This is a genomic window from Phyllobacterium sp. P30BS-XVII (assembly GCF_014138335.1).
GTDB lineage: Bacteria > Pseudomonadota > Alphaproteobacteria > Rhizobiales > Rhizobiaceae > Phyllobacterium > Phyllobacterium meliloti.
In genome coordinates this window covers 125377-147536 of sequence record NZ_JACGXO010000001.1, presented here as the reverse complement: position 1 = coordinate 147536, position 22160 = coordinate 125377, and the positions used below count along the sequence as shown (strand labels likewise).

Sequence of the window (22160 nt, the reverse complement as noted above, 5' to 3'; positions counted from 1 at the left end):
CCTGAGAAGGGCGGCATTTAAATCATCGATAACAGGATCGCCGGACCAAAACCGGCGATCTCCTGTATGTTGGGATACAATAATTATGCCTCGTTCTGCTTCCTCCGGCCCGTCTCAACGCCAATTGCGCGTCAGTGAACAGGTGCGCCATGCGGTTTCTCAGGTGCTCCAGCGCGGTGAAGTCCGTGACGACACACTGGAAAACGCCGTCGTCGCCATTTCTGAAGTGCGCATGTCCAATGATTTGAAGATTGCCACCTGCTTTGTCTCGCCCATTGGCGCGAAGGATGGTGACGCGGTGATTGCCGCCTTGAATCAGCATGCGAAATTCATTCGCGGCCGGGCGGGCGTTTTTCTCAAGCAGATGAAATATATGCCGGAGTTTCGCTTCCGTATTGATACGAGCTTCGACAATTACGCCAAGATTGATGCGCTGCTGCGCAAGCCTGAAGTGACCCGCGATCTCGACAATCATGATGATCATGATGACGATGACGGCGGTGATCCGAACCCCGGTGACGTGCCCGGACATGGCGGCGACGGGAATAACTGATGGCACGGCAGCGCAAGAAAAAGGGCCGTCCGGTATCCGGCTGGCTGATTTTCGACAAGCCGAAGGGCATGGGTTCGACCGAAGCCGTTTCCAAGATCAAATGGCTGTTCAAGGCTGAAAAGGCCGGTCATGCGGGCACGCTTGATCCGCTTGCATCGGGGATGTTGCCAATTGCGCTGGGCGAAGCGACAAAGACCGTGCCCTATGTGATGGACGGAACCAAGATCTATCGTTTCACCGTCACCTGGGGTGCAGAGCGCACCACCGATGACATGGAAGGCGAAATCACAGTTACCTCCGATACCCGTCCCGACAAGGCGGCGATTACTGCCATCCTGCCCAAATACACCGGTGTCATTCAACAGACGCCGCCAAAATTCTCCGCCATCAAGATTGCAGGTGAACGCGCCTATGATCTGGCGCGTGGCGGTGAAGAGGTGGAAATTCCTTCGCGCGAAGTGGAAATCGACCGGCTTGACCTGATCGAGCAGCCTGATGCATTGACGGCGATTTTCGAAGTTGAGTGCGGCAAAGGCACCTATGTGCGTTCGCTGGCCCGCGATATGGGGCGCGACCTTGGCTGCTATGGCCATATTTCCGATCTGCGCCGCATTGAAGTTGCACCTTTTGACGAACAGGATTTCGTCACGCTGGCAGAGCTGGAAGCTGCCCATCCGCCGGTTCCCGCCGAGGATGATGAAGGCGCGGATAATTCCTATGAAAGCATTGCAGCGCGTTTTTCCGTAATGGATGCGTTTCTTATCGATACGGGTGCCGCATTGGAAAGCCTGCCACAGGTTGCTCTTTCCGATGATCAGGCCCACCGCATCCGCATGGGCAATCCGGTCATCCTGCGCGGCCGCGATGCTCCTGTGGAAGCCGACGAAGCCTGCGTGACCAGCAAGGGCAAGCTTCTGGCTATCGGGTTTATCGAGCAGGGTCAGTTCAAACCCAAGCGCGTTTTCACGATCTAGGTCTTGGGCCTTTGATTGCAGTGCTGCGGGTGGTGGTGCGTGGTTCGTGGTTCGACAAGCTCACCATGAGGGAGAGGGGTGATGCAGCGATACTTGCAAAGATTGCTGAATTTAACCCCCTGCAAACCACCTGCTCCGTCATCCTCGGGCTTGACCCGAGGATGACGGAGCAGGGTTGATAAAAGGGGAGCCACAATCTGCGTCGGCGATGATTAGTATTGCATCACCCCTCTCCCTCATGGTGAGCTTGTCGAACCACGAACCACACAGAGCGGCAACAATGCCAACCTAAGCTTTCACATAAACCCAGGCATCAACCCCTGACTTCAACCGCACTTCAATGCGTTTATAGTCGGAGACTTCATATGCATCGGCGGCCGCAAGCTCCGATGCGGTTATCTGGAAAACCGTTCCAGCCACCTCGTCAGCAAAATCGCCACTCGGCACAACTATGGGATGAAAATTGCTCCCGCTGGCACGGATGACATCGGTATCGGTGATCTCGATCATCGATTGCTTGAAGCCCGGCATCGCATCCGGTGAACCGCTCAGGCGACGACCGAACGAGGATAGCTGCACGCCCTCCTGCTGCAAGGTGCCATAGGAAAAGAGGTGAATTGCCGGGGTGTCATTCATGCCGTTTGCCATCTCCTTGATCTCCGTTTTTTATTGGACGACATCATTCCTTGACGCAACTATAGACAGCCGTGTCATAGGGCAGCGTCACTTCTGTCCTGCCGGAAAGTGATGGCTCGCTCGCTATGATTGCCCGCACGTCAGCTGCGACTTGCTCCTGCTTTTCCGGCGGCAAGGCCGCGATGAAGCTCGTTGATAACACGCGGTTGACAAGGACATCCTCCGGGGACCCGATGTGACTGTTGGGAAAATGTTGTTCCTTGAGAGCACCGAAACCATTGAAGGGAAAAGGTTTTTTCCAGTCGCCACTGCCATGGCGCGGTGTGTCACCTTCATAGGGCTTGAAAACATCTGCAAGTCTCGCCACCCAGGGCAGCCGCTCGTCACGCGTGTTCCAGATCAGCCCGAGATGTCCTCCCGGCCTGAGCACGCGGTGAATTTCCGTGAGCGCGGCTTTCGTCGCAAACCAGTGAAATGCTTGGGCACAGACAACAGCATCAACCGATGCGTCATCAAGGGGAATCGATTCCGCCGTGCCTGCCATGGCTGTGATATCAGGGTGTTTCTCTGAGAGTTTCTGCAGCATTTCGGGCACCGGTTCGATTGCAATGGCGGTTGCGCCTGTTGCGATGAGCCGGAGGGTGAATTTGCCGGTTCCGGCTCCAAGATCAACCACGGTCTTGCCGGATGTTAGCTGAAGCTCATCACGCAGCCATATATCGAGTGCAGGCGGGTAATCGGGGCGTCCGCGCACATAACTATCAGCCTTCGCGGCAAAACCCACGGCAGCCGCCTGATGAATGGTGTTCATGATTTCACTCCTGATTGATGGTGAGCAAACGCACTATGGAAAGGCGGCTTGGCGGAATCGAGGCAAAGACGATCCTGCCATGCTCATGCCGGAATCTATTTCTATTGTAAGATGGCAAAATGAATATGACCGTTTTGCCCCATGTTCGACTGCTGAAATGCCCTCGAATCATTTGCGGCTGGTAATTTGTCACATTTTCGACTATACGGCCCGCAGCGATAGGCTTTGCCTCCGCTTTAACCGGCCCCCGCTGGACGACATCCCGGCCGTGGGCATCCCGTTTTTCCCTTCAAAAGAAAGGATATACGATGTCGATTACCGCTGAACGTAAGCAGGCACTGATCTCTGAATATGGTACAAAGGCAGGCGACACCGGTTCTCCGGAAGTCCAGGTTGCTGTCCTGACAGAGCGCATTGTTAACCTGACCGAACATTTCAAGGACCACAAGAAGGATAACCATTCCCGCCGTGGTCTGCTCAAGCTCGTTTCGACACGCCGCAGTCTTCTTGATTATCTCAAGAAGGTTGATCAGGGTCGTTACCAGACGCTGATCGAAAAGCTCGGCCTGCGCCGTTAATAACGGATTGAACCGGCGGTTGCGTTAGCGCGCTCCGCCGGTTTCGTTCATTCCGAACAGGGGTGAACACTTACTCATGCGACACGTCATGGGGCAGGATTGCAGGCAACTCGAAAGTGCGAGTTGCACGTTGTCTTGCCCGTGATTGGTCAAAACGAAACGGAAGAATAACGCTGCTATCCAAAGGGATGCGCGTTTGTCTCCACTCAAGGACACAGTATGTTTAATCAACACAAAGTTGAAATCGAATGGGGCGGTCGTCCGCTCATTCTGGAAACGGGCAAGATTGCCCGCCAGGCCGACGGCGCAGTTCTCGCCACTTATGGCGAGACCGTGGTTCTTGCCACTGTTGTTTCCGCCAAGGAACCAAAGCCAGGTCAGGATTTCTTTCCGCTGACCGTAAATTATCAGGAAAAGACCTACGCAGCCGGCAAGATCCCCGGTGGCTACTTCAAGCGTGAAGGCCGTCCAAGCGAAAACGAAACACTGGTTTCGCGCCTCATCGACCGCCCGATCCGCCCGCTCTTTGCTGATGGCTACAAGAACGACACACAGGTTGTTCTGACCGTTATCCAGCACGATCTCGAAAACAACCCAGATATCGTTTCGCTCATCGGCGCTTCCGCAGCGCTGACGCTGTCAGGCGTTCCCTTCATGGGCCCAATCGGTGGCGCACGCGTCGGCTATATCGGCGGTGAATACAAGTTGAACCCGACCGTTGACGAAATGGTCGAGTCGAGCCTCGATCTCGTTGTTGCCGGTACAGGCGAAGCGGTTCTGATGGTTGAATCGGAAGCCAAGGAATTGGCTGAAGACGTCATGCTCGGCGCCGTTATGTTCGGTCACAAGAGCTTCCAGCCGGTTATCGATGCGATCATCAAGCTTGCTGAAGTTGCTGCCAAAGAGCCACGCGATTTCCATGCGGAAGACCTTTCCGCTGTTGAAGCTGCTGTTCTCAAGGTTTGCGAAGCTGATCTGCGCACAGCCTATAAGATCACTGACAAGCAGCAGCGTTATGTGGCGATTGATGCTGCCAAGGCCAAGGTCAAGGCACATTTCTTCCCGGAAGGCGTTGAAGAGCCGGAATTCTCCTCCGAGCAGATCGCAACCGTGTTCAAGTCGGTTCAGGCGAAGATCGTTCGCTGGAACATTCTTGACACTGGCAGCCGTATTGATGGCCGTGATCTGTCGACAGTTCGTGCAATCGTATCGGAAGTTGGCCTTCTGCCACGCACCCACGGTTCGGCCCTGTTCACCCGCGGTGAAACACAGGCCATCGTTGTTGCAACGCTCGGCACCGGCGAAGACGAACAGTATGTCGACTCGCTGACCGGCATGTACAAAGAAACCTTCCTGCTTCACTACAATTTCCCGCCCTATTCGGTCGGTGAAACAGGTCGCATGGGTTCGCCCGGCCGCCGCGAAATCGGTCATGGCAAGCTCGCTTGGCGCGCTATCCATCCGGTTCTGCCTGCCAAGGAACAGTTCCCCTACACGCTGCGCACGGTTTCGGAAATCACCGAATCCAATGGTTCGTCGTCAATGGCAACCGTTTGCGGCACCTCGCTTGCCCTGATGGATGCCGGCGTTCCGCTGCTGCGTCCAGTTGCAGGTATCGCCATGGGCCTGATCAAGGAAGAAGAGCGTTTCGCTGTTCTCTCTGACATCCTGGGCGATGAAGATCATCTCGGCGACATGGATTTCAAGGTTGCGGGTACTGAAAGCGGTATCACAGCGCTCCAGATGGATATCAAGATCGACGGTATCACCGAAGAGATCATGAAGGTTGCTTTGGGTCAGGCCAAGGACGGTCGTCTGCACATCCTCGGCGAAATGGCGAAAGCCATCACCGAAGGCCGTTCGGAACTTGGCGAATTTGCTCCGCGCATTGAAGTCATGAACATCCCGACCGACAAGATCCGTGATGTTATCGGTTCCGGCGGCAAGGTCATTCGTGAAATCGTCGAAAAGACGGGCGCGAAGATCAACATTGAAGATGATGGCACGGTCAAGATCGCGTCGTCCTCTGCCAAGGAAATCGAAGCCGCCCGCAAGTGGATTCACTCGATCGTTGCTGAACCTGAAGTCGGCGAAATCTACGAAGGCACAGTCGTCAAGACCGCTGACTTCGGCGCATTCGTCAATTTCTTCGGCCCGCGCGATGGTCTGGTCCATATTTCCCAGCTCGCTTCCGAGCGCGTTGCCAAGACCTCCGATGTGGTCAAGGAAGGCCAGAAGGTCTGGGTCAAGCTCATGGGCTTTGACGAACGTGGCAAGGTTCGCCTGTCGATGAAGGTTGTCGATCAGGAAACCGGCAAGGAAATCGTTCAGGAAAAGAAGCAGGCTGAAGAAGACGCTGAATAAGCCTCTTGCTTTGACGTGATGAAAGCGCGCCCCTGTGGCGCGCTTTTTTCTTGGCGGGATTTCCATGCTTGGCAATTTCGCCCTAGATTGACCTATTGATGAATGGACACTGCCATGGCCAACGGCGCGCTCAAGACGCTTTTTCTGCCCTTTGAAGACGAGATATTGCCGCTCCCCGGTCCTGATAGCGCATGGCTCTTCCTTGGCGCCGAGGTGGATCGCGACATTGATCCCGCGTGGAAGGCTGTCCTGACAGCTCTCCAGCCATTCAGGCCCGATTATCTCGCCTTGCAAAAGGCCGGCTTCAAGGCCGTTTCGCGCCTTGAAGGCAACGAACGCTTCAATGGCGCGCTGATCCTGCTTGGCAAGCATCGTGGGCGCAATGAAGCATGGCTGGCACAGGCTCTGCGCCAAGTGAATACCGGCGGTCTGATTGTGGTTAGCGGTGACAAGAAACTCGGTGTCGACAGTTTCCGCAAGACAGTTGAAAAATTTGCCTCCGTTGAGGACCGTCTGTCCAAGAACCATGCAGTGGCCTTCTGGTTCACCCGCCCCGAGACTATCGACGATACGCAGGTGCAGGCACTGGTTGCCGAGCCAACGCGCGTGGAAGAGCGTTTCACCACTGCGCCCGGCATGTTCTCCCATACGGCCATCGACAAGGGTTCGGCGTTGCTGGTGAAGCATTTTGCCGGACGTATTAGCGGCCATACGGCGGATTTTGGTGCGGGCTGGGGTTATCTTGCCAGTGAAGTGCTGAAGCATCCTGAGAAGCTGAAATCACTGGCGCTCTATGAAGCAGATTTTGAAGCGCTGGAAGCGGCCAAGTCGAACCTTGCCGGATCAACGCAATTGCCATTGTCATTCCACTGGCACGATGTGAACGGCGAAGCCATCACTGAAATCTATGACACCATCGTCATGAACCCGCCTTTCCATGCCGGTCGCAGTGCTGATCCAACCATGGGGCAGGGGTTCATTGCCGCCGCCGCCAAGCGCATGAAGCCCGGCGGCAAGCTGCTGCTGGTCGCCAACCGGCAGATGCCCTATGAGGCGGCCCTGAAATCGCTGTTCCGCTCGGTTCTGCCGATTGAAGACGTGGCTGGTTACAAGATTATCGAAGCGAAGAAATAATCAGAGTCCAGCCCCCTAGTTCATCGCTCGTCTTCGGACACCGCAAAGCCGGGTTTCCTCAATAGCCGCCTCGCTCATCCACGCCATGGTTTTGAGGCTGACGACGATGCGTTCGAGAATGGCGGGACGTGGCCCCTTGCGCCATATATCGCTGGAATAGAGCGCCTGCTGCGAACTGTTCAGATGATCAAGATTGTCGTAGGCGCGCATGAGGTAATAGGCATCGGGGTGGTGTTCCGACTGGCCGAAGTCAACGATGTCCATATCGACAGCATTGTGTATCGGCAGGCTTTCTTCGCGCACCAGCCTGTGGAACTCGGCACCTGTTCCAGGGCGCAGGCTGTAAATGAGTGTTTCAACGAGGCGCATGGTGGTTCTCCTGACATTCCTGACGAAAAATGGAGGCCCACTTTCAACAAAAATCCCGCAAAACCAAGCCTGATTTCACGGGACTACTGTCAGTTCTGGCAGGAGGATTTACTCCTTGCCGTCGTCGGATTTCTTCAATTCTTCAAGCGTTGGCATCGATACGATGTTGTAGCCGGAATCCACATAATGGATTTCACCGGTTACACCGCTCGCAAGATCGGACAGAAGATAGAGAGCAGAACGGCCGACATCTTCGATATCAACGGTCCGGCGCAGCGGCGCATTGCGCTTCTGGTAGGAGAACATGGCGCGTGCATCGCCAATGCCCGCACCGGCAAGCGTGCGCACAGGGCCAGCAGAGATCGCGTTGACGCGAATACCTTCCGGACCGTAATCCGCCGCCAGATAGCGCACCATGGCTTCCAGAGCCGCCTTTGCCACGCCCATGACGTTGTAGTTCGGCATAACGCGAGTCGAACCGCCATAGGTCAGCGTCAGGATTGAGCCGCCATTCTTCATCAGCTTTGCGGCGCGCTGAGCCACTTCCGTGAAGGAATAGGCCGAGATCACCATTGTGCGGCTGAAATTATCGCGTGTGGTCACATCCGCATAGCGGCCCTTGAGCTGTGATTTGTCGGAAAAGCCGATGGCATGTACGATGAAATCGATCGTGCCCCATTCCTTTTCCAGCGTCTCGAACACCGCATCAACAGTCGCAATATCCTCGACATCGCAGGCAAGCAGCAGCTTTGAGCCCAGCTGTTCGGCCAGCGGCGCAACGCGCTTGCCGAATGCGTCACCCTGATAGGTGAAGGCAAGCTCTGCGCCATTATCGGCCAGTTCCTTGGCAATTCCCCAGGCAATGGAATGGCTGTTCGCGACTCCCATAATGAGACCGCGTTTGCCTTTCATCAGTTCACCCATATTCTTCCCTCTCAACCCTGGAACCGCTGGAACACCAGCGTTGCATTGGTGCCACCAAATCCGAAGGAGTTGGTCAGAACCGTATCCAGTTTGGCATTGTCGATCCGCTTGCGCACAATAGGCATGTCCTCGAATGCCGGATCGAGTTCTTCGATATTGGCGCTTTCGGCGATGAAATTGTGGTTCATCATCAAAAGCGAATAGATTGATTCGTGTACGCCAGTGGCACCCTGCGAGTGGCCGGTCAGCGATTTTGTCGCCGAGATTGGCGGGCAACCGGCTTCTGCCGTGCCAAACACTTCGCGAATCGCCTCGATCTCCTTGAGATCGCCAACGGGCGTCGATGTGGCATGCGGGTTGATGTAATCCACCTTGCCCTTCACGTTTTCGATTGCCATGCGCATGCAGCGGGCAGCGCCTTCGCCGCTCGGTGCAACCATGTCGGCACCATCTGAGGTGACGCCGTAGCCGACAATCTCGCCGTAAATCTTGGCGCCGCGTGCCTTGGCGTGTTCCAGTTCTTCCAGAACCAGCACACCGGCACCGCCGGAGATAACGAAGCCATCGCGATTCTTGTCATAGGCGCGTGAAGCTACCGAAGGCCTGTCATTGAACTTGGATGACATGGCACCCATGCCGTCAAAGAGCACGGAGAGGGTCCAGTCGAGATCTTCACAGCCGCCGGCAAACATCATGTCCTGCTTGCCGTAAAGGATCATCTCGTAAGCATTGCCGACGCAGTGATTGGAGGTCGCGCAGGCCGATGAGATGGAATAATTGACGCCCTTGATCTTGAACCATGTGGCAAGTGTTGCCGAAGCGGTTGAAGACATGGCTTTCGGCACAGCAAAGGGGCCGACCTTTTTGGACGAACCCGATTCGCGGGTTTTATCGGCAGCTTCCACGATTGTACGGGTGGATGAACCACCGGAACCCATGATGATGCCGGTGCGTTCGTTGGAAATCTGGCTCTCATCGAGACCGGCATCGGCGATTGCCTGATCCATGGCCACATGGTTCCAGGCCGTTCCACCACCGTGAAACCGCATTGCGCGCCGGTCGACCAGCGTTGTCGGATCAAGCGTAGGAGCGCCGTGTACCTGACTGCGGAAACCGTATTTTGCATAGTCTTCGGCGAAGACAATGCCCGATTTCGCTGCACGCAGGGATTCCAGCACTTCCTGCACATTATTTCCGATAGAGGATACGATACCCATCCCCGTCACAACCACTCGCCGCATCGCGATCTCCTTGAAGGTATTGCGCTGCCCTATCAGGCCGCGCTTTCCTTGAACAGGCCAACCCGCAGGTCAGTTGCCTTATAGATAGTTTCGCCATCGGCTTTTAACCAGCCGTCCGCAATGCCAAGCACCAGACGTCCGCGCATGACACGCTTGAAGTCGATACCATATTCAACAAGTTTGGTCTTTGGTGTGACCATACCGGTAAATTTCACCTCGCCTGTCGACAGGGCGCGGCCCTTTCCGGGCTCGCCGAGCCAGCCCAGATAGAAGCCGGTCATCTGCCACATGGCGTCAAGGCCAAGGCAACCCGGCATGACAGGATCGCCAATGAAGTGGCAGGGAAAGAACCACAGGTCCGGCTTGATGTCGAATTCGGCGCGGATATAGCCCTTGCCGTTTTCGCCGCCGGTCTCGGAAATCTCGGTAATGCGATCGAACATCAGCATGGGTGGCGCTGGCAACTGGGCATTGCCCTGGCCGAACATCTCTCCGCGGGCACAAGCAAGAAGCTCTTCATACCCGTAGCTTGATTTCTGTTCTGGCATTCTGTCTCCCATCAATTGCTTCAATGCTGGCGCTTTTGCGCGGGCGGACCCTATCACAGAGTGTTTCTTGCTGAAAACGGTCTGTTGGCTTATCCCTAACGGAATGGCTGAATTGCAGCCTATTGATCGATTTCGCAAGACGGCATATATCAATGATGTAACACGATAGACAACAGTCTATGGTGAGACTTTTGATATCATTTAACGGAGTGGCAGACGGGCCATGCATATTTCTTATGAGATTGATGCCGACGTACCCTTGCAAGAGCGCCTGCGCTTTGCGGGTTTGCGTCCTACCCGTCAGCGTATTGCGCTTGCCAGCCTGATCTTTGCAAAGGGTGATCGCCACCTTTCAGCGGAAGAACTGCATGAAGAGGCGCTGGGCGCCAATGTGCCGGTTTCGCTGGCAACTGTGTATAACACCCTGCACCAGTTCACCCAGGCGGGAATGCTGCGCATTCTGGCTGTGGAAGGGGCAAAGACCTATTTCGACACCAATGTTTCCGATCATCACCACTTTTTCGTCGAAGGCGAAAATGAAGTGATTGATATTCCCGATGGTTCTGCCATGGTCGGCAGCCTTCCTCCTGTGCCTGAGGGCATGGAAATCGTCAATGTGGACATCATCATCCGCCTGCGCAAAAAGCGCGGCTGATTTTGCTTAAATCGCTGGGTTGGCCTCTTTCGCTGCTGGTAGTGGCTGTTCGTCGGCTGTTGGCTGCGCGAATTTTCTAAAAACATTTATAGCTGAGCAAACGCCGATTATTTGAAGCAGTGCGCCGATTGTTTCGGCAACAGATGGTCCTCTACCTTCAAACACGAATCCATAGCCCAATCCAAAAATGGTTTCGGCAACAATAAGCTGTGCAGAAAATGCAAGCGGCAGTCGCCGGGACGCCACGACCCAGCAGCATGTGGCCAGCCATGATCCGGCCACGCCCATCAGCAAAGCCCATCCTGCAAAGTTATAAATGTCAGCAGTGGAGACGGTGTTGACAGTTTCAAAAGAAGCCAAAGGCAGAAGCATCAGGCCGCCAATAGCGGCACCCAATCCCTGTAGCCCGGTCCATTGCAAAGCGTCTGGAGCATTTTTGGCGCGCATGACCGATGCATTGACCAGGCCATAGACAATCCAGATAGCAAGTGCTGTGACCGACGCAAGAATACCGAGCAGGATAGGATAAATATCACGCGCTGGAGCTTCGTTGATAGTCGCCGCATTGATAATGCCAACACCGGTTGCGATAAGCGCAAGCGGAAGTATCAGCGAGCGCCATGGTGCGGAATGGTCACGTCTATTCGCAATGATGGCGAGGAGGACCGGCATTGTGCCGATAATGATGGGTGGAATTGCCGCGCCAGACAATGTCGTTGCAAAAGCGACGCAAACGAAATAGCCGACATGGCCAGTCGCGCCTAAAAATAGTCCCGTTGCAAGTCTGGGAAAGGGTAATCCGACGGGCCGGAAACGACGCCAAAACATTAATACGGCGCAGGCCACGCCAAAAACGCCATAGCGTGCGATAGTCAAATCCCATACGGAAAATGGCTCGACTACCCCTGCCGCTACAAATGTCAAACCCCAGAGTGCGCAGGTCGTCAGACCGGCAAAAATACCAAACTGCATGAATTTCTCCTTTGAAGAAATTATGCAGACGCCACCCCATGATTTATATGGAAGATTGGAGCCTATGCCTTGAGTGCTCCTGCTATTTTAAAGGTAAAATTTATGAAATCCCTTCAATCCCAAAAATCATCTTTAGACGAAACTGACATCCGCATTTTAACGGCTCTTGATGCAAATGCCCGTCTCTCAATAAGCGAATTGGCACGAATGGTCGGAATGTCATCGCCAAGCGTGACTGAGCGTGTACGCCGACTGGAATCCACAGGCGTCATACGAGGGTTCACGCTGGATGTGGATACCAATGTGTTGGGATATCAAATTCGTGCGATGGTGCGCATAAGGCCACTTCCCGGCAAATTGCATATCGTCGAGAAGCTTATCCAAGAGTGCCCGGAATTTATTGAATGCGACAGAGTCACCGGGGACGATCCGTTTCTCGCGCGCTTAATTGTTCAGACGATCAAGCAGATGGACGATGTTCTGGAGGCCCTGTCCCAATATGCAGTGACCAGTACGGCCATTATCAAAGGAACATCAGTGAAACGCCGCCTGCCGCCTCTTTGAGATAAACGTTTGATGTCTGTGCGGGCATGATCATCCACCTGCGCAAAAACGCGGCCGATTGCTAAGCTAAATAATCTGGATGGGGCCCGGATATCGCGCGACGATGGTGTCCGCTGTCAGCAGGGTAATACCCTCTACCGTTGCCTGCGCAATCAGAATGCGGTCAAATGGATCTTTGTGGATCGGCGGCAGACTTTCGATTGAAACGGCGTGCTCACTCGTGATCGGCAATTCCTGATATCCATTATCCAGAAGCCCGCGCCTGAGTACACGTGCATCAATCTGGAAATTGACCCGGTCTAGCCCGCGCTTAATTGCGATCTCCCAGAGACTGGCCGAACTGAAAAGCAATTCATTCAGCGGGTTTTCTATTGCGGCGCGAGCACCGGGCGTCAGCTTTTCAGGTGATCCGGCAGCCCAAAGAAGCAGATGTGTATCGAGCAGCAGTTTCATTCGTCGCTGCCGAACAACTGGTTGATTTCGTCACTGGCCATCCGGTCAAAATCGTCGGGTATGGTGATTTGTCCGGCCATGAACCCCAAACGGCGTGCGTCCAAGCCGGTCGGAGCATCAATCGCTGTTACCTTGACCATAGGTTTGCCAGCCTTGGCGATGACGAATGGTTCTCCGCGCGCCGCCTGCTCGAGCAAACGGGAAAGATGGGTTTTGGCCTCATGTATATTGACGGTTCGCATTGCGCGCTCCTAGTAAACTTAGTTTAGTTTACTTAGTCTATATAGCGCCCAATTGCAATGCGGTCCTCCTTTGGCGGGCGGCTTACTAATTTCATATCTAGGCGTGTGCGGATTTAGGCAGCGTCTTGAAATAGTACCTTGCGACATTTGCGAAGAGCGACGTTGCGCTGTCATCACGATGATCACGATGATCACGATAGGCGAGGGATATCTCAAGATTTCCCAAAGCAGGGTATCCGTCGGACTCATCAAGAGACTTGAACGACGGCGTTTGTGTGCTGGCCGCTATTGCGGACACCGCCATGCCTGATGACACCGCTGCCAATATTCCAGCTTGGCTGGTACTCTGATAGCAGATTGCGTAATCTTTCTTTGCTTTTGCCAGAGTTTTCACGGCCAAATCCCGATCAGCACAACCTCTGGTAAACAGGGCCAGCGGCACGGTTTCTGCCCTGTGGACATCGCTTGCCTTGGAACAAACCCATTGCAGCGGCTCTATATGAAGCGTTTCGGATATGATGTCAGCCGGGCAATTCTGCGTGAGGACGATATCCAACTCACCACAGGCAAAATCACCCCAGATTTTTTCGCTGTAGCCGCAATGCAATTCGATTTGCAGGTTTGAACGAATGTCTTTGCACATGGCGAGTATTGGGGGAAGAAAACACGCCGCATAGGTGTCCGATGTTCCAATTCGCAAACAATCAGCTGGCTGCGAACGGCATAGCATCGCAACCGCCTCGTCGTTGATCGCAAGCATCTTTATCGCATAGGGCAGGAGTGCTTCTCCCTCTGCTGTCAAACTGATCCTGCCATGCTCGCGGACAAAGAGCTTCGCATTTATGTTCGCCTCGAACCGCTGGATAAGCTGGCTGACGGCAGATTGAACGCGATTGAGTTGCAATGATGCGCGCGAAAAACTTCTCAATTCAGCCACTGTCACGAAGGCGCGCAACTGTGAGCTATCCATATCCATCGGCCAAATCCTGTATAAAGGAGGCAATCATATTGTGTGATTGAGGAGATCGTTATTTCTAATTTTACGGGCAATTCTGAATGAATATTATGCCGGGCATCGTTCAAAACAATGGAAATCGAGCTGTCTGTGCGAAATCTCGTCAAGGTCGCTCCCGTGCTGTTTTTGCTGATGTGGAGCAGCGGCGCAATATTTGTAAAACTGGGCCTTGAGAATGGCTCCGTCTGGTCGTTTCTGGTTCTGCGGGCTGTCGGGGCGCTGTTGGTGATTACAGTTGCCAGCAGCGTTCTGTTGCCAAGGGAAATACGTGAAACGCTCTCTGTATCCAAAAGCCTGATAGTGAAATCCATGGTCGCCGGGCTGTTGCTGCAGGTCGCCTATCAAAGCTTCTTTTTTCTGGCAATTGATCATGATTTGGCACCGGGCACTCTGGCAATCATTCTGGGTCTTCAACCCATTCTCACGCCCATTTTTGCGCGGGAAATTATTGGTATCAGGGGATATCTGTCGCTAGCCGTGGGTTTTGCGGGACTTAGTCTGGTCGTTTACGGTGCCAAGGATGTAAGCGCCATGAGCGGAAGCGGGGTTCTGTTTGCTTTTGCATCGGTTCTCGCGATCACGATGGGCTCTGTGTATCAAAAGCATTTGAACATCCATCCGATCGCGTCAGTGATTTATCAATACACAGCCGCTTCCATTGTCTTTCTCATCATTATTGCTTTTCAGGGATGGAATGTGGTGTGGACGGCTCAATTCGCCTTCTGCGTCGTGTGGATGGTGTGCGTTGTGTCCGTTGGCGCTGTTCTCCTGCTCTTCCACATGCTTTCCAATGAAGCCGCGAGCAAGGTAGGCGTTTTGTTTTATCTGGTGCCGATTTTTACCATGGCTTTTGATTATATTGTTTTTGGCACCGTTGTGACAGGTTTCACCATTATCGGTGTTATCATTGTCATCTCGGCGATTCTTATGTTCCAGCGGTCGCAAAATCGACGTGGGCGCGAGGTCGTATAAATCTAATTATCAAATTTCTCGCCGGGATAAGCGCCCCAGATATCCGATTGCCGCATCCAGCCGCTGGCACCGCTGAAAACCAGCCGGCACCAGTCCCCATTGCAGTTCTTGAGGGTTGCCAGAACGCCGGGTTGCACCTGCGCCACGACACCAGCCTTGTCATCGGCGCTGCGATAGACATTCAGCATGACATTGTCCTTGTCGCGCTGCCACGGTGCGGTCATGGCCGTGCGCTTGCCTGAGAGCAGGGACTGATAGACCCAGCCTTCTGTCCCTTCAGAATCGCGAATGCGCCGCCAATTGTCATATTCCTGGACGATTTCAACCGGCAGCCCGGATTTCAGGAACAGCCACGTCACCGCATAATCACGTCCGGGACCCACGCGCAAATTGACGCGGCCGGGTTTCAGACTGACAAAACGCGGCAAGGGGAGGCCGCTCGGCCCCACCTGTTCCGCGGCTTGCGCCGTTGCAAAGCCCGGTATCGCGGCAGGCGAGGCCAGCAAAATGGCCCAGACAATGCCTGTAGTCAGTGCGAAAGAACGAATAAATGAGATGCCCAACAAAACCAGTCCTTCATCATTCCCTGCTCTTTTCCGGCGATTATGCGGTTGAACGAGAAACGATCCCTATTTTTCTTTGTCTTTGATGCGCCGCCTTGATAGACAGGAAGCGGAACTCAAGAGCGATTGCAGTTTGCAATGGTTTGGTTAAAGAGGTCTCAATACCATCGGAAAAAGGGAGGGGAATATTGGTTAGCAAAAAGCCTCTGGTCGTCATCACCCGAAAGTTGCCCGATTCCGTTGAGACGCGCATGCGTGAACTTTTCGAATCCAGGTTGAATGTCGATGACCGGCGATTGTCGAAGGCGGAACTGATTGAAGCCGTCCAGCAAGCCAATGTTCTCGTGCCGACTGTTACTGACCGTATCGATGAAGAGATCATCAATGCAGCCGGTCCCAATCTCAAGCTCATCGCCAATTTCGGTAATGGCGTCGATAATATCGATGTCCCCGCCGCCGCCAAACGCGGCATCACTGTTACCAATACGCCCAATGTCCTGAGCGAAGACACCGCTGACATGACCATGGCGCTGATGCTGGCCGTGCCGCGCCGGTTGGTGGAAGGCGCGTCCATTCTTCTCGATGATGGCAAATGGGAGGGCTGGGGCCCGACCTGGATGCTCGGACGCCGTATCTGGGGCAAGCGCCTCGGTATTGTCGGCATGGGCCGCATCGGTACAGCCGTTGCCCGCCGCGCCAAGGCATTCGGCCTGTCGATCCACTATCACAATCGCAAGCCCGTCAGCCCCAAAACGGAAGCTGAACTGGAAGCTACCTACTGGGACAGTCTCGATCAGATGCTGGCGCGGGTGGATATCGTCTCCGTCAATTGCCCGTCTACTCCCGCGACGTTCCATCTGCTGTCGGCACGGCGGCTGGCGCTGATGCAGCCCTCCGCCTTTATCGTCAACACGGCCCGCGGCCAGATCATTGATGAACAGGCGCTTATTGCCCAGCTGGAAACCGGAAAACTCTCCGGCGCCGCACTTGATGTGTTCGAACACGAGCCAGCGGTGAATTCGAAACTGCGCAAGCTCGCCAAAGCGGGCAAAGTCGTCATCCTGCCGCATATGGGTTCTGCCACGCTGGAAGGCCGCATTGATATGGGCGAGAAGGTGATCATCAACATCCGCACCTTCATTGACGGTCATCGCCCGCCCGATCGGGTTTTGCCCAACAGGGTATAGCCGATTTGTATCAGTTTTGTGGGATGGTTCGTGGTTCGACAACCATGAGAGCAATATCTCTCTCCGTCATCCTCGGGCTTGACCCGAGGACCCATGGCTAAAAATATCAGGTCAACATGGATGCGGGCTCTTTCAAACTATAGGTCCTCGGGTCAAGCCCGAGGATGACGAAGGGAGGGGGTATAGGCGCTAAATTCTGCAAACTTTGTGATCTGCAATCTCTGCGATTAGCCTTGCATCCCCACTCTCCTCATGGTGAGCTTGTCGAACCACGAACCACGAACCTGCAAACAGTTCTATCGGATTGAAATCATCCCAGCTGCATCTATCTGTAAAATCTCATGGGACAGAGACCCAAACGCCTTGCGATCAAGTTTCAGGGCCATTGGCGTTACGTGGCCCATTTCCTGAGCCACGATCAATCCAAGCAGAAGGATGGCATCGGGTTCATGCAGGACAATTGCAGCGGGGGCGAGGCCCGCATAGACAAGCTCCAGAAGCACGGCGGCGGCAGATGAAGAACCAATGGTTCCCGGAAGGCACAACACCTTTCCGGTGATTGCCACGCCATGCTGCGGGTGGCGCACATCGGCAATCAGCCCTGTTTGGGGATTAACCCCGCCCCAGAAACTGATCGGGGCCGTCAGCACCAGCGCCTCGGCCTTTGCTGGCTGTCCCTTCACGAGGATTTCCGTCTGAAACTCAGTCATGCGGCACCAAATACGGGACACCCGGTTACGGCACTTTCCACACACTCGGCCATTGAGCCGTAAATAACGCCATAACCCGTATTTCCCGGTGCATAATGTGCAAACTTGCCCGAATTGGTCATGAGCACGGCATTGTCGATATCGGGCAGGATAGGCGTAACGACGACGCAGGTATCGGCAACGATAATGACGCCGCTTTTCTCCAGTGTCTGACGCTTGCCGCTGCTCTCCAGTGTAGCCAGTGCGTGGCGGCCGGTGCAGGCATAGAGTGGCACGCTCAGGCGACGCCCGGCGATCAGTGCCTCCAGACGATCAAATTCAGTGCTGGAAAGATGCGGGCTGCCAATCGCTACCGCATTGATGGTTTCCGTGTTTGCCACGGTCGATAGTCTGCGGCGTGAATCTCTGATCATATCGCCGCTCACCTTGATCACCGTTTCAGGTGTCTGATGGTGCAATGCTGTGGCAAGATCGGGCGCCTCAGGCGTCACACCCGCCACATGAAACAACCCGACAGCACCTGCTGATGCCGAGGCTGCACCAAAGGCTTTCAATGCATCCTCGCCCGGATGATGGTCGATACCGGCGACAACGCCGACAGAATCTCCAACTTCCCGCCCAAACAGGCTGCCGAGAATCGGCCATGCTACTTCTGAATCAAGAAAGCTGGCTTCAAGACCTGTGACATCGAACATAATTTTGGCCCGACGGTTTTCCGGCCGGTGAAAACCATAATAGGGGGCATAGCCTGATATGGCACAGGCGATATCCAGAAAATCGCCGTAACGGTTTGTGCGCGCACCCAAAACGGAATTACAGAAAACCACCGCATTGGATTCGCCCCAGGCAACATCACTGCCAAGGGCAGGGCGATGGCCCGCCTGATAGGGCGCGCAGGTCCATGTCGGTTCGCAGCCAAGCGTCCGGTAGGCATCCATCATGCGCCGCGCCATGCCGCGTTCACGCGGCTCAAGCCGGTTTTTGGAGCAGCCGGTCAAGTCAAGCGAGCCGACATTGAGTGTCGCCCGCACGGCAACTTTCGCTCCGCCTTCCACCAGTTTCTCGGCAAACAGCGTGCCGGAATCGCCGTGATAGAGCGCGCCATCAATGTGGGCGGATGCAATGGGGATGAGAGAGGGCGCACCCATCTGCCGGGCCGTTGCGGCCACAATGCGCATTGCCATTGCCGCGCCTTCACCACGCGCGCCGCTCGCGATTGCCTGCTGCTCGGGTGTCAGCTCAAGCGGCATGGATCACGCTCACGCCGCGGCCCCGGCTGCACTTGCTCTATACTTGATCGACTCGAACCGCGAACTCAAAGCATCGTAAAGCAGCAGCTTACCGATGAGCGGTTCACCCACACCGGTAATCAGCTTGATGACCTCCGTGGCCTGCAGACTGCCGATCACACCCGGCAGCACACCAAGAACGCCCGCTTCTGCGCAGGCAGGCACAAGTCCCGGTGGCGGCGGCGACGGAAAGAGATCGCGATAGGATGGATTTTGCTCACCCTTGGCGTTCTGCTCATAGGGCTTGAGCGTCGTCAAAGACCCATCGAAGCGCCCAAGCGCTGCCGAAACCAGCGGGCGTTTTCCTGCTGCACAGGCATCTGCCAGCAGATAACGTGTGTCAAAATTATCCGAACCATCAACGACGATGTGATAGCGGCTGACAAGATCGGCAACATTGTCAGGTGCAACCCGTATTTCATGCGCCTCAACCGTTACGTGTGGGTTGATCGCAGCAATGGCCCGGGCAGCGCTTTCCACCTTGGCTGAGCCGACAAGCTCCGTATCATGGATGACCTGCCGTTGCAGGTTGGACAGCGAAACCCGGTCATCATCGACAATGCCGAGGGTGCCAACACCGGCGGCTGCCAGATATTGCAGCACCGGTGCGCCAAGCCCGCCAGCCCCCACAACAAGCACGCGGGCACGTTTGAGCTTTTGCTGGCCAGGCCCGCCGATCTCCGCAAGGATGATGTGGCGGGCATAGCGCTCGAGTTCCGTTGAGGTAAATGCTGGGTTTTCAGGCTCGGTCATATCTCACATTAGAACAAGATTGAGCCTGAAGGCAGCATCCGATTTGTCTCAGGCGAGAAATTTCAAGCCGGCAATACCGGATACGATCAGGCCGATACAGACAAGACGGATCACTGTTGCCGGTTCACCGAAGAGATACATGCCAAGCAGGGCAGTACCCACTGTGCCAATGCCGGTCCAGACCGCATAGGCACTGCCTACGGGCAATTCACGCAAGGCAAGTCCAAGAACCACAACACTGATAACCATGCTTGCCCCGGTCAGTACCGAAGGCGTCAGACGGGTAAACCCATCCGTATATTTGAGCCCGATAGCCCAGCCAATTTCAAACAGTCCTGCGATAACGAGATAAATCCAGGCCATGACGACCATCCTTTTCCAAATGCGGGCCGTCCCGGCTGTGTTCATCCGCTGCACGTCATGCCGCGAGGAGGGCGTCCTCCATGGCTCTATCTAGGCTGGGGCGAATGCGCAGGCAAGGGCTGAAAGGCTGAGTAATTTTGGTGTTTAACATCAAGGATAATGAATGGAATTGCGTCAATTCAGGCCAGATATAGACGTATCGGGCTGGTCTTTTCCCGTTTCACTACGCCTTTGGCTTCCAGATCAAGTTGCACAGCCTTTGCCCACCATCCGGCCTTGGCGCCGCCGGGAAAGTGCTCCTGTGACAACACATCGGTCAGGCGTTCACGAATTTCAGCCACGGTCAGGCCGGGCGTCGCTGCTGGCAGGACCTGCAGATAGGCCTCTTTCATAGCATCATATTTGGCCTGATCGAGGCGCTGTTTGTTGCCGGGATGGTTGACGTTTTCCACCTGCACTTTTTGTGATTGTGTCATTTCATTCTTTCCTTCTGACATGCGCCCCACGCCGGGCGTTGCACAATAGGACGTATAGGCGAGTTAAAAACCGACAGGCATGCGAAAATAACTTAAACCAATCGCGGCCAGCTAAAGCCGCGACGCCTGTTGGCCGACGCTTGCGCTCAAGGCGGCGTAACGATCATCCAGGTAAAGACATAGGCCTGAAGCATCACAAGCACGCCGACAAGGCAGGCAAGGATGATCGAGTGCTTGAAGACGAAGCGTAGGATCGTCCCCTCATGCCCGTACCAGTTGGTGGCTGTCGAAGCGACGACGATGGACTGGGCGTCGATCATCTTGCCCATGACACCGCCTGATGAGTTGGCAGCGCCCATCAGGATCGGCGAGAGGCCGAGCTGTTCGGATGTGATTTTCTGCAGATTGCCGAAGAGCACATTGGAAGCGGTGTCCGATCCCGTCAGGGCAACACCCAGCCAGCCCAGCAATGTGCCGAAAAACGGGTAGAGCACGCCTGTGGCAGCGAAAGCGAGCCCGAGGGTGGCGTCGATACCCGAAAGGCGTGTCAGCGTTCCAATGGCCAGCATGGCGGAAATGGTGATGAGGGAATAGGAGCAGAGCTTGATCGTGCGCCCATATACTTTGAGCATTTCCATGGGCCTGTAGCCCATGACGAGCCCGGAAATAACAGCCGCAATCAACATGCCTGAGCCCGTATAGGACAGCCATGTAAAGGCAAAGACCGCTTTTTCAGGTGTTGGCTGTGCCGCGATGGGCGCTACTTTCATGATCAGATTGTTGAGACCGGGAACGCTGTAGCTCAAGGTCGCCCATGGATTGACTGTATTCTTGAACCAGTCGGTACCCCAGAGCAGGAGCACGGCGCAGACAATGATCCACGGCGTCATCGAGGCCCAGACTTCTGCCCGGGTTGGTGTTGTCTTGGTTGTCTTTACCGGTGGGACCTGCGAGGCGGAATCATCGCGGGTACGCAATGCTGCGGATGTCCATATGACTTTTGGCTGCCATATGCGCAGGAAGCCGATGAGACAGGCCATGGAGATCAGCGATGCACCGATATCAACGATCCATGGATTGATAAAGTTGGAGATGAGAAACTGCGGCACGGCGAAGGAAACGCCGGTGACGAGAATTGCCGGCCAGACCTCTTTCATGCCCTTATATCCGGCAAAGGCCCAGACAACCCAGAATGGCACGATCAGCGAGAAGAATGGCAGCTGGCGGCCAACCATGGCGCCAAGGAGAAAAGGATCAATGCCGGTGACGCTGGAAAGCCCTGCAATGGGTGTGCCCAGAGCACCATAGGCTACCGGGGCCGTATTGGCGATCAGGGAAAGCCCGGATGCTGCCAGCGGCGAAAAGCCAAGGCCGATAAGAATTGCGGCGGTCACGGCCACAGGCGTTCCAAAACCCGACGCACCTTCGAAGAACGCACCAAAGGAAAAGGCAATCAGCAGGATTTGCAGACGCCGGTCGCGCGTTACGCCGCCAATGGTGTTTTGCAGCGTTTCGAACACGCCTTTTTCCACCGTGAGCCGGTAGAGGAAGATGACGTTGAGGACGATCCATCCAATGGGAAAAAAGCCGGTGATGACGCCAAGCAGCGATGCCCGGATCGACATATCGGCAGGCATGGTGAACACAAAGATTGCAATGAGATTGGCGACAATCAACGCAATGATTGCTGCAATGTGTACCTTGACCTTGTTGGATGCGATCATCGCCAGGAGCACGACAACAGGTATCGCTGCTGCCAGTGTTGAAAGAACGGAATTGCCAAACGGATTATAGACCTGATTCCACATCATAAT

28 protein-coding genes are annotated in these 22160 nt (G+C 54.9%); 10 read left to right on the top strand and 18 right to left on the bottom strand.

Annotated features, from left to right (window positions below):
• The first annotated feature begins 85 nt into the window (after positions 1-85).
• A complete protein-coding gene (gene rbfA, locus FHW17_RS00720; RefSeq protein ID WP_112523461.1) occupies positions 86-553 on the top strand; it encodes a 30S ribosome-binding factor RbfA in 468 nt (155 codons plus the stop codon).
• Positions 553-1527, top strand: a complete 975-nt coding sequence (gene truB / locus FHW17_RS00715; RefSeq protein WP_182509005.1) for a tRNA pseudouridine(55) synthase TruB — start codon at positions 553-555, stop codon at positions 1525-1527. The genes rbfA and truB overlap by 1 nt, the downstream gene beginning before the upstream one ends.
• Positions 1528-1815: 288 nt before the next feature.
• On the opposite strand, the gene FHW17_RS00710 is transcribed toward truB, so the two are convergent.
• Positions 1816-2163, bottom strand: coding sequence for a gamma-glutamylcyclotransferase family protein (locus FHW17_RS00710; protein WP_112524008.1), 348 nt, complete (start codon positions 2161-2163; stop codon positions 1816-1818).
• Between the two features lie 43 nt (positions 2164-2206).
• On the bottom strand, positions 2207-2974 hold the full coding sequence (locus tag FHW17_RS00705; protein ID WP_182509004.1) for a class I SAM-dependent methyltransferase: 768 nt from the start codon (positions 2972-2974) through the stop codon (positions 2207-2209).
• Here FHW17_RS00705 and FHW17_RS00700 point away from each other — a divergent pair.
• The 4 genes from FHW17_RS00700 to FHW17_RS00685 all read left to right on the top strand — a co-directional run bounded on the left by FHW17_RS00700 (position 2973) and on the right by FHW17_RS00685 (position 7050).
• The gene (locus FHW17_RS00700) at positions 2973-3299 is read left to right on the top strand and encodes a hypothetical protein (RefSeq protein ID WP_182509003.1); all 327 of its coding nucleotides are present in this window, start codon (positions 2973-2975) and stop codon (positions 3297-3299) included. The two genes, FHW17_RS00705 and FHW17_RS00700, sit on opposite strands and share 2 nt — an antisense overlap.
• Complete coding sequence (gene rpsO / locus FHW17_RS00695; RefSeq protein ID WP_304610589.1) at positions 3193-3552, top strand: 30S ribosomal protein S15; 360 nt, start codon at positions 3193-3195, stop codon at positions 3550-3552. The genes FHW17_RS00700 and rpsO overlap by 107 nt, the downstream gene beginning before the upstream one ends.
• Positions 3553-3771: 219 nt before the next feature.
• A complete protein-coding gene (gene pnp / locus FHW17_RS00690) occupies positions 3772-5916 on the top strand; it encodes a polyribonucleotide nucleotidyltransferase (protein ID WP_112523448.1) in 2145 nt (714 codons plus the stop codon).
• Positions 5917-6030: 114 nt separating this feature from the next.
• Positions 6031-7050, top strand: coding sequence for a class I SAM-dependent methyltransferase (locus tag FHW17_RS00685; RefSeq protein ID WP_182509002.1), 1020 nt, complete (start codon positions 6031-6033; stop codon positions 7048-7050).
• Between the two features lie 15 nt (positions 7051-7065).
• On the opposite strand, the gene FHW17_RS00680 is transcribed toward FHW17_RS00685, so the two are convergent.
• The 4 genes from FHW17_RS00680 to fabA form a co-directional block, all read right to left on the bottom strand.
• Positions 7066-7419, bottom strand: a complete 354-nt coding sequence (locus FHW17_RS00680) for an NIPSNAP family protein (RefSeq protein WP_182509001.1) — start codon at positions 7417-7419, stop codon at positions 7066-7068.
• 108 nt (positions 7420-7527) lie between these two features.
• Positions 7528-8343, bottom strand: coding sequence for an enoyl-ACP reductase FabI (gene fabI / locus FHW17_RS00675; RefSeq protein WP_112523439.1), 816 nt, complete (start codon positions 8341-8343; stop codon positions 7528-7530).
• Positions 8344-8354: 11 nt separating this feature from the next.
• Positions 8355-9584: a beta-ketoacyl-ACP synthase I gene (gene fabB / locus FHW17_RS00670; protein ID WP_113095026.1), complete on the bottom strand. Its 1230-nt coding sequence runs from the start codon at positions 9582-9584 to the stop codon at positions 8355-8357.
• 32 nt (positions 9585-9616) lie between these two features.
• Positions 9617-10132, bottom strand: coding sequence for a 3-hydroxyacyl-[acyl-carrier-protein] dehydratase FabA (gene fabA, locus FHW17_RS00665; RefSeq protein WP_091878644.1), 516 nt, complete (start codon positions 10130-10132; stop codon positions 9617-9619).
• Between the two features lie 223 nt (positions 10133-10355).
• Between fabA and irrA the strand changes: the two genes are divergently transcribed.
• The gene (gene irrA / locus FHW17_RS00660) at positions 10356-10787 is read left to right on the top strand and encodes an iron response transcriptional regulator IrrA (protein WP_091878642.1); all 432 of its coding nucleotides are present in this window, start codon (positions 10356-10358) and stop codon (positions 10785-10787) included.
• A gap of 6 nt (positions 10788-10793) precedes the next feature.
• Here irrA and FHW17_RS00655 read toward each other — a convergent pair whose 3' ends face one another.
• The gene (locus tag FHW17_RS00655; RefSeq protein WP_182509000.1) at positions 10794-11759 is read right to left on the bottom strand and encodes a DMT family transporter; all 966 of its coding nucleotides are present in this window, start codon (positions 11757-11759) and stop codon (positions 10794-10796) included.
• A 102-nt stretch (positions 11760-11861) separates the two neighbouring features.
• Between FHW17_RS00655 and FHW17_RS00650 the strand changes: the two genes are divergently transcribed.
• A complete protein-coding gene (locus FHW17_RS00650; RefSeq protein ID WP_113095501.1) occupies positions 11862-12323 on the top strand; it encodes an Lrp/AsnC family transcriptional regulator in 462 nt (153 codons plus the stop codon).
• A 66-nt stretch (positions 12324-12389) separates the two neighbouring features.
• Here the strand turns inward: FHW17_RS00650 and FHW17_RS00645 are convergent, their stop codons facing one another.
• The 3 genes from FHW17_RS00645 to FHW17_RS00635 all read right to left on the bottom strand — a co-directional run bounded on the left by FHW17_RS00645 (position 12390) and on the right by FHW17_RS00635 (position 13994).
• The gene (locus FHW17_RS00645; protein WP_112523430.1) at positions 12390-12776 is read right to left on the bottom strand and encodes a type II toxin-antitoxin system VapC family toxin; all 387 of its coding nucleotides are present in this window, start codon (positions 12774-12776) and stop codon (positions 12390-12392) included.
• Positions 12773-13018, bottom strand: coding sequence for a type II toxin-antitoxin system prevent-host-death family antitoxin (locus tag FHW17_RS00640; protein ID WP_112523427.1), 246 nt, complete (start codon positions 13016-13018; stop codon positions 12773-12775). Before FHW17_RS00640 ends, FHW17_RS00645 begins: the two co-directional genes overlap by 4 nt.
• A 97-nt stretch (positions 13019-13115) precedes the next feature.
• Positions 13116-13994 (bottom strand): LysR substrate-binding domain-containing protein, encoded by an 879-nt coding sequence (locus tag FHW17_RS00635; RefSeq protein WP_182508999.1) that lies wholly within the window; start codon positions 13992-13994, stop codon positions 13116-13118.
• 111 nt (positions 13995-14105) lie between these two features.
• On the opposite strand from FHW17_RS00635, the gene FHW17_RS00630 reads away from it, so the two are divergent.
• Positions 14106-15005: a DMT family transporter gene (locus FHW17_RS00630; RefSeq protein ID WP_210275773.1), complete on the top strand. Its 900-nt coding sequence runs from the start codon at positions 14106-14108 to the stop codon at positions 15003-15005.
• Positions 15006-15007: 2 nt separating this feature from the next.
• Here FHW17_RS00630 and FHW17_RS00625 read toward each other — a convergent pair whose 3' ends face one another.
• Positions 15008-15514: an SH3 domain-containing protein gene (locus tag FHW17_RS00625; RefSeq protein WP_227988208.1), complete on the bottom strand. Its 507-nt coding sequence runs from the start codon at positions 15512-15514 to the stop codon at positions 15008-15010.
• Positions 15515-15608: 94 nt separating this feature from the next.
• On the bottom strand, positions 15609-15821 hold the full coding sequence (locus FHW17_RS25145) for a hypothetical protein (protein WP_162700490.1): 213 nt from the start codon (positions 15819-15821) through the stop codon (positions 15609-15611).
• Here FHW17_RS25145 and FHW17_RS00615 point away from each other — a divergent pair.
• The gene (locus FHW17_RS00615; protein WP_112523994.1) at positions 15754-16755 is read left to right on the top strand and encodes a D-glycerate dehydrogenase; all 1002 of its coding nucleotides are present in this window, start codon (positions 15754-15756) and stop codon (positions 16753-16755) included. The two genes, FHW17_RS25145 and FHW17_RS00615, sit on opposite strands and share 68 nt — an antisense overlap.
• Positions 16756-17051: 296 nt before the next feature.
• Here FHW17_RS00615 and FHW17_RS00610 read toward each other — a convergent pair whose 3' ends face one another.
• The 6 genes from FHW17_RS00610 to FHW17_RS00585 all read right to left on the bottom strand — a co-directional run bounded on the left by FHW17_RS00610 (position 17052) and on the right by FHW17_RS00585 (position 22154).
• Positions 17052-17465 carry a DUF126 domain-containing protein gene (locus FHW17_RS00610; RefSeq protein ID WP_182508998.1) on the bottom strand — a complete coding sequence of 138 codons (414 nt, stop codon included), beginning with the start codon at positions 17463-17465 and terminating at the stop codon, positions 17052-17054.
• Entirely contained in the window at positions 17462-18715 is a 1254-nt protein-coding gene (locus tag FHW17_RS00605; protein WP_182508997.1) for an aconitase X catalytic domain-containing protein, read from the bottom strand. Before FHW17_RS00605 ends, FHW17_RS00610 begins: the two co-directional genes overlap by 4 nt.
• Positions 18716-18724: 9 nt before the next feature.
• Positions 18725-19507, bottom strand: a complete 783-nt coding sequence (locus FHW17_RS00600) for a molybdopterin-synthase adenylyltransferase MoeB (protein WP_182508996.1) — start codon at positions 19505-19507, stop codon at positions 18725-18727.
• A 48-nt stretch (positions 19508-19555) separates the two neighbouring features.
• Positions 19556-19870, bottom strand: a complete 315-nt coding sequence (gene sugE / locus FHW17_RS00595) for a quaternary ammonium compound efflux SMR transporter SugE (RefSeq protein ID WP_112523992.1) — start codon at positions 19868-19870, stop codon at positions 19556-19558.
• Positions 19871-20049: 179 nt separating this feature from the next.
• The gene (locus FHW17_RS00590) at positions 20050-20346 is read right to left on the bottom strand and encodes a hypothetical protein (protein ID WP_112523411.1); all 297 of its coding nucleotides are present in this window, start codon (positions 20344-20346) and stop codon (positions 20050-20052) included.
• A gap of 146 nt (positions 20347-20492) precedes the next feature.
• Positions 20493-22154 carry an L-lactate permease gene (locus FHW17_RS00585; RefSeq protein ID WP_112523989.1) on the bottom strand — a complete coding sequence of 554 codons (1662 nt, stop codon included), beginning with the start codon at positions 22152-22154 and terminating at the stop codon, positions 20493-20495.
• Positions 22155-22160 lie beyond the last annotated feature (6 nt).

What these genes read in the sequence shown, in the direction of transcription:
- fabB (WP_113095026.1), bottom strand. Translation starts at nt 9,584, where the DNA reads ATGCGGCGAGTGGTTGTGACGGGGATGGGTATCGTATCCTCTATCGGA.
- FHW17_RS00705 (WP_182509004.1), bottom strand. Translation starts at nt 2,974, where the DNA reads ATGAACACCATTCATCAGGCGGCTGCCGTGGGTTTTGCCGCGAAGGCT.
- FHW17_RS00610 (WP_182508998.1), bottom strand. Translation starts at nt 17,465, where the DNA reads ATGACTGAGTTTCAGACGGAAATCCTCGTGAAGGGACAGCCAGCAAAG.
- rbfA (WP_112523461.1), top strand. Translation starts at nt 86, where the DNA reads ATGCCTCGTTCTGCTTCCTCCGGCCCGTCTCAACGCCAATTGCGCGTC.
- truB (WP_182509005.1), top strand. Translation starts at nt 553, where the DNA reads ATGGCACGGCAGCGCAAGAAAAAGGGCCGTCCGGTATCCGGCTGGCTG.
- FHW17_RS00640 (WP_112523427.1), bottom strand. Translation starts at nt 13,018, where the DNA reads ATGCGAACCGTCAATATACATGAGGCCAAAACCCATCTTTCCCGTTTG.
- fabI (WP_112523439.1), bottom strand. Translation starts at nt 8,343, where the DNA reads ATGGGTGAACTGATGAAAGGCAAACGCGGTCTCATTATGGGAGTCGCG.
- fabA (WP_091878644.1), bottom strand. Translation starts at nt 10,132, where the DNA reads ATGCCAGAACAGAAATCAAGCTACGGGTATGAAGAGCTTCTTGCTTGT.
- FHW17_RS00605 (WP_182508997.1), bottom strand. Translation starts at nt 18,715, where the DNA reads ATGCCGCTTGAGCTGACACCCGAGCAGCAGGCAATCGCGAGCGGCGCG.
- FHW17_RS00655 (WP_182509000.1), bottom strand. Translation starts at nt 11,759, where the DNA reads ATGCAGTTTGGTATTTTTGCCGGTCTGACGACCTGCGCACTCTGGGGT.
- FHW17_RS00645 (WP_112523430.1), bottom strand. Translation starts at nt 12,776, where the DNA reads ATGAAACTGCTGCTCGATACACATCTGCTTCTTTGGGCTGCCGGATCA.
- FHW17_RS00710 (WP_112524008.1), bottom strand. Translation starts at nt 2,163, where the DNA reads ATGAATGACACCCCGGCAATTCACCTCTTTTCCTATGGCACCTTGCAG.
- sugE (WP_112523992.1), bottom strand. Translation starts at nt 19,870, where the DNA reads ATGGCCTGGATTTATCTCGTTATCGCAGGACTGTTTGAAATTGGCTGG.
- FHW17_RS00585 (WP_112523989.1), bottom strand. Translation starts at nt 22,154, where the DNA reads ATGTGGAATCAGGTCTATAATCCGTTTGGCAATTCCGTTCTTTCAACA.
- FHW17_RS00650 (WP_113095501.1), top strand. Translation starts at nt 11,862, where the DNA reads ATGAAATCCCTTCAATCCCAAAAATCATCTTTAGACGAAACTGACATC.
- FHW17_RS00635 (WP_182508999.1), bottom strand. Translation starts at nt 13,994, where the DNA reads ATGGATATGGATAGCTCACAGTTGCGCGCCTTCGTGACAGTGGCTGAA.
- FHW17_RS00700 (WP_182509003.1), top strand. Translation starts at nt 2,973, where the DNA reads ATGATTTCACTCCTGATTGATGGTGAGCAAACGCACTATGGAAAGGCG.
- FHW17_RS00680 (WP_182509001.1), bottom strand. Translation starts at nt 7,419, where the DNA reads ATGCGCCTCGTTGAAACACTCATTTACAGCCTGCGCCCTGGAACAGGT.
- FHW17_RS25145 (WP_162700490.1), bottom strand. Translation starts at nt 15,821, where the DNA reads ATGCGCGTCTCAACGGAATCGGGCAACTTTCGGGTGATGACGACCAGA.
- FHW17_RS00685 (WP_182509002.1), top strand. Translation starts at nt 6,031, where the DNA reads ATGGCCAACGGCGCGCTCAAGACGCTTTTTCTGCCCTTTGAAGACGAG.
- FHW17_RS00590 (WP_112523411.1), bottom strand. Translation starts at nt 20,346, where the DNA reads ATGACACAATCACAAAAAGTGCAGGTGGAAAACGTCAACCATCCCGGC.
- pnp (WP_112523448.1), top strand. Translation starts at nt 3,772, where the DNA reads ATGTTTAATCAACACAAAGTTGAAATCGAATGGGGCGGTCGTCCGCTC.
- irrA (WP_091878642.1), top strand. Translation starts at nt 10,356, where the DNA reads ATGCATATTTCTTATGAGATTGATGCCGACGTACCCTTGCAAGAGCGC.
- FHW17_RS00600 (WP_182508996.1), bottom strand. Translation starts at nt 19,507, where the DNA reads ATGACCGAGCCTGAAAACCCAGCATTTACCTCAACGGAACTCGAGCGC.
- FHW17_RS00630 (WP_210275773.1), top strand. Translation starts at nt 14,106, where the DNA reads ATGGAAATCGAGCTGTCTGTGCGAAATCTCGTCAAGGTCGCTCCCGTG.